At 47.4% G+C, this 13,688-nt stretch carries 11 protein-coding genes and 1 pseudogene; 8 read left to right on the forward strand and 4 right to left on the reverse strand.

Annotated features, from left to right (window positions below):
• Positions 1–116 precede the first annotated feature (116 nt).
• The gene (locus AC6CIF_RS25770; RefSeq protein WP_498202063.1) at positions 117–1,814 is read left to right on the forward strand and encodes a peptidoglycan D,D-transpeptidase FtsI family protein; all 1,698 of its coding nucleotides are present in this window, start codon (positions 117–119) and stop codon (positions 1,812–1,814) included.
• Here AC6CIF_RS25770 and AC6CIF_RS25775 read toward each other — a convergent pair.
• On the reverse strand, positions 1,793–2,989 hold the full coding sequence (locus AC6CIF_RS25775; protein WP_498202064.1) for an AI-2E family transporter: 1,197 nt from the start codon (positions 2,987–2,989) through the stop codon (positions 1,793–1,795). The two genes, AC6CIF_RS25770 and AC6CIF_RS25775, sit on opposite strands and share 22 nt — an antisense overlap.
• A gap of 174 nt (positions 2,990–3,163) precedes the next feature.
• On the opposite strand from AC6CIF_RS25775, the gene AC6CIF_RS25780 reads away from it, so the two are divergent.
• Positions 3,164–4,567, forward strand: a complete 1,404-nt coding sequence (locus tag AC6CIF_RS25780; protein ID WP_498202065.1) for a polysaccharide deacetylase family protein — start codon at positions 3,164–3,166, stop codon at positions 4,565–4,567.
• 85 nt (positions 4,568–4,652) lie between these two features.
• On the opposite strand, the gene ilvD is transcribed toward AC6CIF_RS25780, so the two are convergent.
• From ilvD to AC6CIF_RS25795, 3 genes and pseudogenes are all read right to left on the reverse strand, one after another.
• Entirely contained in the window at positions 4,653–6,338 is a 1,686-nt protein-coding gene (gene ilvD / locus AC6CIF_RS25785; protein ID WP_074096200.1) for a dihydroxy-acid dehydratase, read from the reverse strand.
• Positions 6,339–6,655: 317 nt separating this feature from the next.
• A pseudogene (locus tag AC6CIF_RS25790) lies at positions 6,656–6,898 on the reverse strand (KGG domain-containing protein); the annotation flags it as partial.
• Positions 6,899–7,020: 122 nt separating this feature from the next.
• Complete coding sequence (locus AC6CIF_RS25795) at positions 7,021–8,061, reverse strand: acyltransferase family protein (protein ID WP_498202066.1); 1,041 nt, start codon at positions 8,059–8,061, stop codon at positions 7,021–7,023.
• A 221-nt stretch (positions 8,062–8,282) separates the two neighbouring features.
• Between AC6CIF_RS25795 and AC6CIF_RS25800 the strand changes: the two genes are divergently transcribed.
• From AC6CIF_RS25800 to mgrA, 6 genes are all read left to right on the forward strand, one after another.
• Positions 8,283–9,248, forward strand: a complete 966-nt coding sequence (locus tag AC6CIF_RS25800) for a sugar kinase (protein ID WP_498202067.1) — start codon at positions 8,283–8,285, stop codon at positions 9,246–9,248.
• Between the two features lie 87 nt (positions 9,249–9,335).
• Positions 9,336–10,001, forward strand: a complete 666-nt coding sequence (locus tag AC6CIF_RS25805; RefSeq protein WP_017686833.1) for a bifunctional 2-keto-4-hydroxyglutarate aldolase/2-keto-3-deoxy-6-phosphogluconate aldolase — start codon at positions 9,336–9,338, stop codon at positions 9,999–10,001.
• Between the two features lie 93 nt (positions 10,002–10,094).
• Complete coding sequence (locus AC6CIF_RS25810; RefSeq protein WP_498202068.1) at positions 10,095–10,859, forward strand: alpha/beta fold hydrolase; 765 nt, start codon at positions 10,095–10,097, stop codon at positions 10,857–10,859.
• Between the two features lie 64 nt (positions 10,860–10,923).
• On the forward strand, positions 10,924–11,691 hold the full coding sequence (locus AC6CIF_RS25815; protein WP_498202069.1) for an HAD family hydrolase: 768 nt from the start codon (positions 10,924–10,926) through the stop codon (positions 11,689–11,691).
• A gap of 114 nt (positions 11,692–11,805) precedes the next feature.
• Complete coding sequence (locus AC6CIF_RS25820) at positions 11,806–12,546, forward strand: NAD-dependent protein deacylase (RefSeq protein WP_498202070.1); 741 nt, start codon at positions 11,806–11,808, stop codon at positions 12,544–12,546.
• Positions 12,547–12,624: 78 nt separating this feature from the next.
• Positions 12,625–13,632, forward strand: a complete 1,008-nt coding sequence (mgrA, locus tag AC6CIF_RS25825) for an L-glyceraldehyde 3-phosphate reductase (RefSeq protein ID WP_076212414.1) — start codon at positions 12,625–12,627, stop codon at positions 13,630–13,632.
• Positions 13,633–13,688: the final 56 nt, after the last annotated feature.

The raw sequence follows: 13,688 nt of genomic DNA on the forward strand, positions 1-13,688 counted from the left end.
GGATGCATCTCCTTGCGAAACGGCGAATCTATATAATTTGTATTCTTCTAACTCTTGTCTTTGGATTGCTTATATTACGATTGGGATGGGTCCAGATTGTTCAGGTGAATCAGACGATGCCCGGATTTCACCGAACGGTACGGGAAATGTCTGTATTGCAGCGTGAACGTGGGGTGATGCTTGACCCAGGGCGGGGACAATTTACGGATTACAAGGGTGAAGCGTTAACCGGTAAGCTGCAATGGGGATTGGTTCTTTTTCCACAGGCAGGACCATTAGAGACATTACCCAAGCATGGGGCATTAGAAGGCTCCGAGATGATACAGTTGGCAGCTATATTACATACCGATCTGGATCAATTGAAGAAGGAATGGAATCAGGAAAATATACCTCATTTCTGGACAGCAGGTACACACCAGCCTGTTCATTTGACCGCTGCTCAGGTGGAGCGCTTACGTAGTTTGCAGCTGCAAGGAGCTGGCATCTATCCAATGATGACAAGGTATCTTCAGGGGCATACAGGAATGCAGTGGATGGGTTATCTGGCTGAACAGCCTGAGTCCTCCAAGGTTATAACTGGGCATCAGGATGAAGTAAAACAGCCATTTGCTATGAAATCAGGGGCAGCTGGACTGGAGAGGACACTTGAACCCCTGTTAAGGGGAATTGGCCCTACGCTTGTATCACGCATGGTTTCGGGTGGTGGAGAGATTATCCCTGATATTCAGCCGCACGTCATTGCACCGACCAATAGCCATTATCCTTTACGTGTAGAAACCACAGTGGATGCTGAGTTACAGCGTGGGTTGGAAGAGTTGACGCAAGAATCTGGATTACAAGAAGGGGCCATTGTTGTGTTAGATGCTGCTAACGCAGATGTTCGTGCCATGATCTCCCGCCCTTTCTATCAGCCACAACATGTGAACCCGAAGCAATTGGCCTGGGGGAATCGTGCAGTACAGGGAGCCGTACCGGGTTCCATTTTCAAAATTGTCACTGCCGCTGCTGCTATGGAGTATCATGCGGTTTCTACCAGAGAAGAATTCCATTGCGGTGGTGAGTACGGAAAATATGGGCTGTCTTGCTGGAAGGAGCATGGGCATGGAGACCTGAATCTGGAGCAAGGATTCGCTGAGTCTTGCAACATCGTATTTGCTGAAACGGCGCGCAGGCTTAGTATGGAGCAACTGGAGAACACGGCTGATCGTCTGGGACTCGCGCGTCCGATTGGCTGGGAGGGGAAGCAGATGGCAGGAATGCCCGTGTTACGACACTTTGATCATGAGGATCACGGGCGTGTGAGAACAGAGACTGTTTCTTCTGCTGATGAAGGTGCGAAAATACAGACAGCAATCGGCCAGCGCGATGTCTTGGTCACACCGCTGCAAGCTGCCAATCTGATCGTTACACTGTTACATGATGGAAAGGTTAGTGCACCACGTCTCGTTAAGCGCATCCGATATGCGGATGGTGGCACCATGCTGGAGATGCCCTTGCATGATTCACCTTCAGCATCAGGACAGATTGCTCCCGCAACAGCGCATAAACTGTTATCCTGGATGAATAAAGTAGTCCGTGAGGGAACAGGAAAATCCCTGCAGCGTGCACGGTGGCATGTTGCAGGGAAATCAGGTACAGCTCAGGTACAGAAACATGGAGAGAAGCGCAACAATCAATGGTTCATTGGTTATGGGCCGGTAGAACAACCCCAATATGCTGTAGCTGTTCTTGTTCAAGATGTCTCTCCTGACAGCCAACATCAGGCGACGGCTCTTTTCAGGAAGGTGATGGACTATTTGGCTGAGTCCTCATGATCCTTCGCAGGAACGGGACGTTGTACAGTAGATTCGGCAGAATTCGATGAGGCCTTATTAACGGGTGGGTCCATGACTAATGGAGAGGACTCAAATTCATCTTTTGGCAGGTGAATCCACTTTTGCAGGTACCCTTGTTGTAACAGTTCTTTCAGAAGGATCAGAAGCACTGGAGATAACACTACACCAGCCAGCCCAAAGATCGAAAGGGAGATCAGCATAAACGAAAGCATCAAGTACGCCGAAGATACACCAATCGAGTTACCTGATATTTTCGGTTCCAGCAATTGTCTTGTCAGCATCGTCACTGCCAGAATCACAATCAGGCCAATCGCCAGGCTACTATTGCCAATAATGAATAAGTAGACGATCCATGGAATAAACACAACAGGAACGCCAAGCAATGGTACCAGATCAAAAACCGCACAGACTGCTGCAATGGTAAAGGCATTAGAGGTTCCCAAAATCAACAAACCTGCATAAATCAATACAAACGTAATGAGCATCATGATCATCTGTGCCTTCAGATACGAGCGGATTGTCTTGAACACGTGATTACGCATGAATTCAATAGCTAACTTTAATGTTTTGGGCGTTTTCGCACGGGCGAACTTGCGCCAGGATTCAATCTCGATACTGAGGAAAAATGCCAAAATAATCGCAATTCCGAAGTTCGTAATAAACGAAGAGAATGAACTGAGGAAACCTACGACGAATTGCGCGCCGCTAGTTACCCATTTGGACAGGAACCCGGTCAGTGTTGCAAAATAATCATTCGCTTTTTCCATAACTCCATCAGGGAGAGCATCTGACTTGTCCTGAATGAATAACACCAGATTGGTGAATTCACGTTGTATCATCTCAATGTAGACGGGGAAATTATCTTGAAGATTGGAAATTTGTGAAATGATAATTAAGCCCACACCAAAAAAGGCAGCGACAATTAATGCAAGAAACAACAAGACGGAGATGGCGGCTCCAAGCGTCTTGGGCAACCCTTTGCGATGTAAAAATTTGGCCAGTGGTTCAATCATCCAATACACAATGAATGATAGAAAGACGGGTGCAGCCACTTGGTATAATTGACTGAAACTGTACATGATCACATACACGGTTAATATGAGCAATGCGATGTCAAAGACAGTTCGCCCGTATTTTTTGTAAAGCGGTAGCATGGACATGGCTCCTTTGATGCAATATTTAGATTGTATTTATTGTACACGATAGCTATCTTTTTGGGAAAACAGGATTCAAGAAAAGTCTGAATTATGATAAAATTAAAGGAGGTTTATTTTAGATAGTGCCCATAGTGCACCGTAATTCAGCAGGAGAAGTGGGGAGCTTGCAACATGACAATGATACTTCAGAGTATTCTACTGTGGTTATTGTATCTTTCATCTTTTTACGCCTTTATTCCGAGTTTGATTAGCAGGCTTTTTGGTTTTCGTGTATTTCGACGGGGAAGAAGTGATACACAATTTGCATTAACGTTTGACGATGGGCCAGATCCACATTATACGCCGAGACTGCTTGATCTGCTTCGTCAGCATCAAGCAAAAGCCACATTTTTTGTTGTTGGAGAACATGCTGCGAGTCATCCAGAACTTATTCAGCGCATACATGACGAAGGTCATCTTATTGGCATTCATAATTATATTCACAAGACGAACTGGCTCATGCGGCCGCGTACTGTTCGTGATCAGATTCAGCGAACAGGTCAAATTATCCATGAAGTAACCGGTGTGAAGACTTGTTATTATCGTCCACCGTGGGGAATTATGAATCTGTTTGATTTTTTCAGCAAGAGAGAACGAAAGATTGTACTGTGGTCCTCCATGTTTGAAGACTGGAGAAGCCGAGTAGGTGCCCAGAGATTGACCGAACGGATGCTGAAGGAACTGAGAGGCGGAGAGGTCATGCTGCTGCATGATCGAGGAACGACCCTTGGTGCAGATGCACACGCGCCGGAGCAGATGCTTCAGGCGCTGGAAGTCGTCTTGCAGGAAGCTGAACGGCTTGGGCTGCAAAGTGTACGCGTTGATACGTTGATGGGAGGTATCACAGTGAGCGAATCTCAGAACAAAACGCAATTACAGACACCACTGAAGTTATGGAAGCGACTCGTTGTGACCTTGTGGCTGGGTTGGGAGAAGTTGTTTCACTGGGTATATCATCTGCGGACGGCTTCGCCAGAGGACCCCATGCTGCACTTCAGATCACGTGTATATCACGGAGCGCGGGTGGAGATGAATGACGGCCATGTTATTCAAAATGGAGATCCGGTGATCGAACTGCATTTTGACAATCAGAAGTTGTTTGAACTTGGAGTGACATCACGTTCCAGTATGCATTTGGCTATTCGTATGATCCGGACCATGGAACAGCAATTGCCGGATCTGGCACGCATGGTGGCACTCGAACCTGAGTTAAGCTCTGCCAAGGCGATATACGGTGTGAGCATGATTAACAGAGGCCCAGAAAAATTCGGATTTACCATACAAGAATTGCCCCCTGGACCGTTCAGTGCTGCATCCAAAGTATACTTGAAGCTGCTGTTAAGTGTAATCCACCCGGCAGGAACCAAACGTCTGAAACAGCGTACAGACAAATTGGTGCCCAAGATGATTGCCATGCCGCTGGATCTGCTGTTAGAACGTTACGGTCAACATACGATGCAGGTGGCAGCAACGGTAGAAGAATCCAGAGATGAATCGTTGTTAATTGAACAAGAGATACTGCCAGAGCGGAACTAAACGGACTGATCATACCAACCAGCAAAAGAAAAGGGTTGCCCTTCGCCAGATTTGGCAGAAGAGCAACCCTTTATTTATTAATGAATTAGATACTCAGTACGCCACCGTTGCTTGCATTGGTAACCAGTTTGGAATAACGAGCCAGGTAACCGGTTTTTACTTTCGGTTCAAAGCCTTTCCAACCAGCGCGACGACGTTCAAACTCTTCGTCACTGATGTGCAATTCGATGATACGGTTGTTCAGATCCAGCTCGATGATGTCTCCTTCTTCAACAAAGGCGATTGGACCACCCTCAGCCGCTTCCGGAGAGATATGTCCGATACTGATTCCGCGGGAGGCGCCAGAGAAGCGTCCATCGGTGATCAGACCGACTTTAGCACCCAACCCCATACCTACGATCTGGGAAGTAGGAGCCAGCATCTCAGGCATACCTGGTCCGCCTTTTGGTCCTTCATAACGGATAACAACAACATGTCCTTCTTTTACTTTGCCGTTAGCAATACCTTCGAGCGCTTGCTCTTGGGAGTCAAAGCAGATGGCAGGACCTTTGTGGTATCCGCCAACCGAAGCATCAACTGCACCAACTTTGATGATAGCGCCTTGTGGTGCAAGGTTACCAAACAATACAGCCAGGCCGCCTTTTTCGGAATGCGGGTTATCCAGGTGGTGAATGACATTTGTATCCTGAATTTCTTTTCCTTCAACGTTCTCACGGATCGTTTTACCCGTTACAGTAATGCAGTCACCGTGAATCGCGCCTGGTTTCTTGAGCAATTCGTTCAGCACTGCGCTTACGCCGCCTGCATTGTGAACGTCTTCGATGTGAAGATCGGAAGCAGGTGCAAGTTTCGCCAGATGCGGAACGCGGTTAGCTACTTCATTGATGCGCTCGATTGGATACTCGATGCCAGCTTCATGAGCCAGTGCCAGCGTGTGCAGTACTGTATTCGTAGATCCACCCATCGCCATATCCAGTGCAAACGCGTTATCGATCGCTTCTACAGTAACGATATCACGTGGTTTCAGATCCATTTTAATAAGTTCCATTAATTGTTTAGCAGATTGTTTAACAAACTCACGACGCTCAGGAGCAACAGCCAGGATGGTTCCGTTACCTGGCATAGCCAGTCCCATCGCTTCAGCCAGACAGTTCATGGAGTTTGCAGTAAACATACCGGAACATGATCCACATGTTGGACAGCCGAACTGTTCAAGTTCAAGCAAGCTCTTATCATCGATTTTACCTGCTTGATAAGCGCCTACGCCTTCAAATACAGAGGTCAAGGATAGAGCTTTACCATTGCTGTCACGACCGGCTTTCATCGGTCCACCGCTGACAAACACGGTAGGGATATTACAGCGGAGTGCACCCATCATCATGCCAGGTGTAATTTTATCGCAGTTCGGGATACATACCATGCCGTCGAACCAGTGTGCAGATACAACGGTTTCCACGGAATCCGCGATAATGTCACGGCTTGGCAGCGAGTAACGCATACCAATGTGTCCCATGGCAATTCCATCATCTACTCCGATGGTGTTGAATTCGAATGGAACGCCACCGGCTTCACGAATAGCATCCTTTACAATTTTACCGAATTCCTGAAGGTGGACGTGGCCGGGCACGATATCGATGTATGAGTTACATACGGCAATAAACGGCTTGCCGAAATCCTCTTCTTTTACGCCCGCTGCGCGGAGCAAACTCCGGTGTGGTGCACGGTCAAAACCTTTTTTGATCATATCGGAACGCATCTTCTTGGCTGACATGGTGTATTCCCCCCAAATATATAATATTGAGCAACATGAATGGAAAAGTAAATGGCAGTGCATCTGTCGTTTAATTTCATCCGTACTCTAAAAAAAAGGACCGGCATGCCGGTGTCGAGCTCCCCGTAGTTTGTGAAATTCTTTGCTGCTTTAAACCCGTGAACACCCGGTTTTTCTATTGAGTCTATCACAACCGTCGTCATATTTCTACAATCAATAGAAAGAAGCCTCAAACCATTTTCATGGAATTAGACTTCTTGATTTGCGGGAAAGCTATGATCATGTTTCGATGTGGCGAGCGGAATTCGTTAGTTGCTTCCACCTTTGCGTCCAATCTCACGATAGAATTCCTTATTATGAGTTTCGGAGGTTGCTTCGCCGCCCTTGCGACCAATCTGCTTGTAAAAGTCAGTGTCATGGGCATCTGAAGTCGCTTCTCCACCCTTTTTACCAATCATCTGGTAGAAGCTTCGATCATGGTTCTTGGAAGTGGCTTTACCACCTAGTCTGCCGGCTTCCTCACGGCTCATCTTGCGTTCTGACGTCGGTTGACGTGCCATTACAAATCACTCCTTACACGATAAGTTGTTTTTTGTAGCGCGTATCCCTAATTTACCACCTTATTTCCAGCCTGAAACAACACACCAGGATAGAACGGATGGTGAAGAGATCCGTCAGAGCATTAGGCCGACCGTTTAAACACCTCATGTCGATGGAAAGAAAATCGGGATATATCCGGTTCAATTAAAGGTTTGAAGGTGTGACGTACAGCCGGCAGAGCTAGGGTGACTGCGAAGAGTACGGCAATGACAAGTATGACTGGAATATACGCCGAGCTTCCCATATAACTGTAGACTCCGGACCAGATCGCGAGACGAACGAGAAACCCATGCAGCAGGAATACATAAAGTGTGCGTCGTCCAAGGTCCGTCAGTCTGGAAGTCAAGGAAGGTACCCAGGCCAAGAACAGTGCTGCCGATGCGATCTCCAATAGGTAGACTCCAAGTCGGAAGATGCCGGCATACCATTCGTGGTGACCCAGTTCGGCGTACGTCATGCTGCCGAGTAACCATCCGGAAGAAATGTTCAAACCACCATACCCGATCCATACCAACAGTGCAACAGAGAGGATGGCTGCGGTTTTCCGCCCCCAACCGGATAATAAATGTGAACGGATGATTGCTCCATAGTCATAACCGATGACAAAGAACGGCAGAAATACAAATGTACGGCTGAAGCTGAGCCAGAACCCATCGATGGGCAAATACCCGGCAATTATACCGAGCGCAATCGATCCAATCAGCCGATATATCGGTTTCCAGGAAATCGTCAGACGAAGCAACAGTCGCCAACAGAAATGACTCGCGAGAAACCATAACAGCAAGTAAGGTGCAAAGAAGGATAGCCGCATATGGGGTGTGTGGAATACGGTAAAGTCCATCAATGCGTATAAGGACTGAAACAGTACATACTGTAGTGCAATCTGCTTCAGGACGTTTCGTCCAGATGCACCTTGGAGTGAGTGTGTCGCAAAATACCCGGTTACCCATACAAAGAGTGGCATGTGAAACGTATATATCCACAGGAACAGAGCTTCCGCTCCTGCAAAACGTGTAATGAGTGGTTCAAGTGCATTACCAGCTAGGACACAGACGATAAGCATAAAGCGCAGATTGTAAAAGAAAGATTCCTGATCATCCCGGATCAGTGTCTGATTTTTCATGGTGTAGCCCCCTTATAGACCTGGTTACAAGGTCATTTGCATCTGTAATAAGGGTAATATGGATGTTCATTATCTATTGTGATTTAATTCACATTAGTAAGCGTTATCTTTTATCAAAGCTGTGACAACAAAATGAACGCAACGGGATTGACAACGGTTGCATAGAGGATGACAATAGAAAAAGAAGATGAGGGAATGTAACTATAAGGAGGGAAGAAATCATGTCAACGAGTCCCTATCCAAGCCCGGAAATTATTACGTTTGGGGAGAGTATGGGTTTGCTGACTGCCAAGGATACAAGAGGGCTGGAATATGCAGCCACACTGGACAAGTCTTTCGGGGGTGCTGAGAGCAATCTGGCTATTGGCGTATCCCGCCTGGGGCATACCAGTGGTTGGTTTGGACGTTTGGGCAATGATCCGATCGGCAGTATGATTCTGAAAGCCATTCGCGGTGAAGGCGTAGATGTATCCCGGGTAAGGTTGAGTGATCACGAGCCAACTGGTTTGATGATTCGTGAGAACGCTTCCGGGAAAGCCTCGGTGCATTATTATAGGAAGCTATCTGCTGCAAGTGCGATCACACCTGATGATCTGGATCCTGATTATATTGCCGGGGCGAACATATTACATGTTACAGGTATAACGGCGGCGATAAGCCCGTCCGGACTTGCAACGGTAGAGGCTGCCATACATATTGCCAAACAGGCAGGTGTGAAAGTAAGCTTTGATCCAAATCTACGTCTTAAACTATGGTCAGCGGATGAAGCACGCCCCGTTTTACTACGTTTAGCTGAACTGGCGGACTACTTTTTACCGGGCCTGGACGAGATGAAACTTCTATATAACGAAGAAAATGATCAAAAAGTACTTGAGCGTTTATCTTCCATGAATGCTGTGTGCATCGTGAAGGGTGGCCCTGATTTGACCTACGTATTGGCGAATGGTACCCTAACGGAAGTTCCGTACTTTAAGGCGGATTATGTTCTGGATACGGTAGGAGCAGGGGATGGTTTCTGCGCGGGATTTTTATCGGGGTTATTAAAAGGATACTCCCCGCAGGAAGCAACCCGTCTCGGCAATTTGACCGGTTCCATGGTTATACAGGCTGTTGGCGATTGGGAGGCGCTCCCGACGTGGGGGCAGGTCGAGGCCAAGCTGAACAACGTTGCCCATGTTGAGCGCTAGTCGCTCTGAAATCATATATGGCTCATCTTCGTTCTTAAATGTAAGGCTTGTATACACAACCACCACATTGACAAGGGAGAGAATGAAATGAAGAAGCTTCAGCTGTTGCAAAAGATTACGGACAATGGGGTTGTGGCAGTTCTGCGTGCAGATTCTGCTGATCAAGTCATTGCCATGGCCGAGCAAGCGATTGCGGGTGGCATTAAAGTTATCGAGATTACGATGACAGTACCCAGTGCGCTCAAAGCCATTGAAAAATTAAGCCGTGTATACCATTGGAACACACAAGATCCAGAGAAATTCGCAATTATTGGTGCGGGAACGGTGCTTGAACCGCAAACGGCAAGAGCGGCCATCATGTCGGGTGCCGAGTTTGTAGTCGGACCTTCCCTGAACCCGGATACGGTTCAGATCTGCAACCTGTATCGAATTCCGATTCTGCCTGGTGTGATGACGATTGCTGATGTTCAACGCGCATTGGAACTCGGTGTGGACATTGTGAAGTTGTTCCCGGGTAATCTGTATGATCCTTCAATTATCAAAACGATGAAGGGCCCTATGCCACAGGCGAATTTTATGCCAACTGGCGGGGTATCCTTGTCTAATCTGGGGGATTGGATCAAGGGTGGAGCAGTGGCTGTTGGTATTGGCTCCGACTTGACATCGGAAGCTGTGAAGACGGGTGACCTGAGTCATGTCCGTCGTAAAGCGGAACAATATATGGATGCTTACCGCAAGGCCAAGGCTGAATAATATTTTTCAATTCGTAGAAGGGGAGCCTAATGGACAAAGGCTCCCAATTCTGTGAGCCGCGGCACCTGCGGAAGTGAAGAAAGGTGATTAACGTTGAGAAATCGGTATAATACAGGGCGCAAGAAGAGGGGCATCGGGAAATTCCTGCTCGTACTTCTGGCGCTCATTGTCATTGGATGTGGATTTGTTGCGTGGAAATTATTCACACCATACGGTCCACAGGAAACAGCTCAAACGGCCATGGAAACAGCCAATAAGGTGACCGTGAGCGAACAAGAGAACTGGATTGATTTTGTGCCAGATAAACCGACTGGGAAAAGTGTACTTTTCTACCCTGGTGGACTGGTAAAACCTGAAAGTTACGCACCACTTGCGCATGAGTTGGCCGCTGCGGGTCATCACACGATTATTGCCAAGATGCCAGTTAACCTGGCAGTGCTCAAGCCAAACTTGGCAGATGAGATACTGGCCGCATATCCAGATGAACAATTCGTTATGGGTGGACATTCTCTCGGTGGGTCCATGGCTGCACGTTATGTAGCATCGCATCCTGATGCACTTCACGGGATCTTCTTCTTGGCATCTTACCCGGATGAAAAAGGGAGTGTAATGACACTGGGAATACCTGCTTTATCCATTTTGGGTACTAAAGATGAGGTTGTGAATATGACCAAGTATCAGAGTGGACGTATGTATTTGCCCGTGGAGACGGTATACTACACCATTGAAGGTGGAAACCACGCCCAGTTCGGTGATTATGGTCATCAAAAAGGAGATGGTAAGCCGGAAGTGAGTGGAGAAGAACAGCTGAATCAGACGGTCAAGACAGTACTGGCTTGGTTAAGTACGATCAAATAGATTTTGATTATTTTGCATTAAGGGCTGTATGTATTTATAGCATAACTTGATGGAGGTGATACGGATGACCATGCTTCAAGTGTATGGAGTGCAGATCCCATGTAAAGCTATCCTGTTTGATAAAGATGGAACATTACTGGAATTCCTCCAGCTATGGGGGCCATGGGCAGAGACGTTGCTGAGTCAGTTACAATCACGTATGAATGAGCTTGGAGCTTCATTTACGGTTGAACGGGAGCACGTCCTGGGCACCATTCATAATGCAGAAGGTCATATTGTCGGTTATGATCCGCAAGGACCACTGGCCATTGCGACTGTGGATGAATGTACGGGATTGCTTGCCGGCCAGCTGTATGCAGCTGGCATGCCATGGAATGAAGCGATCACAACGATACGCCAATTTTCAAGTGTGGCCATGAAATCGGTAAGGGAACGCAAATCGGCTGAACCGATGCCAGGATTACTGGCTTTCTTAGACAGTTGCAGGGCAGCAGACATACAGCTGGCAGTCGTCACTTCAGACAGTACAGCGGCAGCAGAAACACATCTGGATTGGATGGGGATTCGTTCCTTTTTCCCCTCCATTGTGGGCTGTGATCGGGTGACCCAGGGCAAACCGGATGGAGAAGCAGCACTCCTGGCTTGCCGTGAATTACATATCGATCCTGCCGAGGCCGTTGTAATTGGAGACAGTAATGGGGATATGCAGATGGGGCGGCACGCAGGCGTATCCTATACACTCGGTTACTGTCCACAGTTAGATCAAGGATCTCACCTGGTTGATGCCCATGCCATTATTCGTCATTATAATGAGATAAGCGTTACTTCATAAGTTAGCCTAGCCAGAATGAACTATATAAATTGAACTAACATTTACACGAAATGGAGAGGACAGTGTAAATATTCTTTAGTTCAATTTATATAGTAAATAAAAGGAGGAGAGAGGATGAACGCAACAGAACAACTGGCTGCCTGGATTCAGGAGAGCTCCCGGATTGTTTTTTTCGGAGGGGCCGGAACTTCAACGGAAAGCGGGATTCCCGACTTCCGCTCGGCTGCGGGTCTGTATCAGACGGAGCAGCATTCGCCTTATCCACCGGAAGAGTTATTAAGCCGGCATTTTTTTGATCAACATGCCGATATTTTTTATGATTTTTATCGTGGCAAAATGCTTCATCCAGATGCGGAACCGAATGGGTGCCATCGACTATTGGCCCGTCTGGAGCAGGAAGGAAAACTTCAGGCAGTGATCACGCAAAATATCGACGGACTGCATCAGAAGGCAGGCAGCAGCAATGTTTTTGAACTTCACGGCTCAATTCATCGTAATGCCTGCATGGATTGCAAGCAGTTTTATACGCTGAATGATATTATACAGTCCCAAGATACCGTACCTCGCTGTTCCACATGCGGTGGTGTGATCAAGCCGGATGTGGTGCTTTACGAAGAGGAGCTGGATCAGACGACATTGTATCGATCCATTGATGCACTGTCTTCTGCAGATCTGTTACTCGTGGGAGGCACCTCACTAACGGTATATCCAGCTGCCCAGTTAATTACGTATTTTCAGGGAAAACATACCGTTCTGCTTAACGCTACACCTACCGCTTACGACCAGAGGGCTGATTTGCTGATTACAGAGCCGATTGGTGAGGTAATGAATAATGTGGACCAGCTTCTTGGTTGAACGTATGGACTGAATAACCGCATTCTCCGGTATAGACCGGATACAAGAGGCGGAACCTGGGGAAAGAAGGGATTCATAATGGTCTACGTAGCAAGCGATACTCGCTATGAAACGATGAAATATAACCGCGTTGGACGTTCAGGTTTGAAACTGCCAGCGATTTCACTGGGACTGTGGCATAATTTTGGCGGTATCAATAACGCTGAGAATGGCCGTAATATGATTACCCGATCATTTGATCTGGGCATTACACATTTTGACCTTGCCAATAATTATGGCCCACCGGCAGGTTCGGCAGAACAGTTATTTGGACAGGTACTGGCCCAGGATCTGAAACCTTATCGTGATGAACTGGTGATCTCCACCAAAGCGGGATATTATATGTGGCCCGGGCCGTATGGCGAGTGGGGTTCACGCAAAAATCTGGTATCCAGTCTGAATCAGAGCTTGAAGCGTATGGGCCTGGATTATGTAGATATTTTCTATTCACATCGTTATGATCCCGACACGCCTTTGGAAGAAACGATGATGGCACTGGATCATATTGTTCGCTCGGGCAAAGCCCTGTATGTAGGGATCTCCAACTATCCCGCAGAGCAGACAAGACAGGCTGCCGAAATTCTGAAAAGTCTGGGTACACCCCTGTTAATCCATCAACCGAAATACTCGCTGCTGGACCGCTGGATTGAAGATGGTTTGCAGGATGTACTGGATGAGTATGGAACAGGAAGTATTGCGTTCTGTCCATTGGCACAAGGTGTGCTCACGAACAAATACTTGAATGGTATCCCCGAAGACTCACGTGCCAAAGGACCATCGGTATTCCTGAATGAAAACAACATCTCTCCAGAGACGCTCCGCAAAGTGCGTGCGCTGAACCAGATTGCAGCAGCCCGTGGTCAGAGTTTGGCCCAATTTTCACTCTCATGGGTGCTGCGTAATGGCAGGGTAACTTCCGCGCTGATTGGCGCAAGTCGTCCTTCCCAGATTGAAGAGAATGTGGCTGCGCTCAGTCAGCTGGATTTCTCTACAGAGGAATTGGAACGGATTGAATCCATCCTGTCTCCGGAGCCTGATGACAAATAAATAAAGTGTAAAAGGTGCATCTTAGCCATAATGGCGGAATGCACCTTTTTTTGTCG

It is taken from the genome of Paenibacillus sp. GQ49 (genome assembly GCF_059759055.1).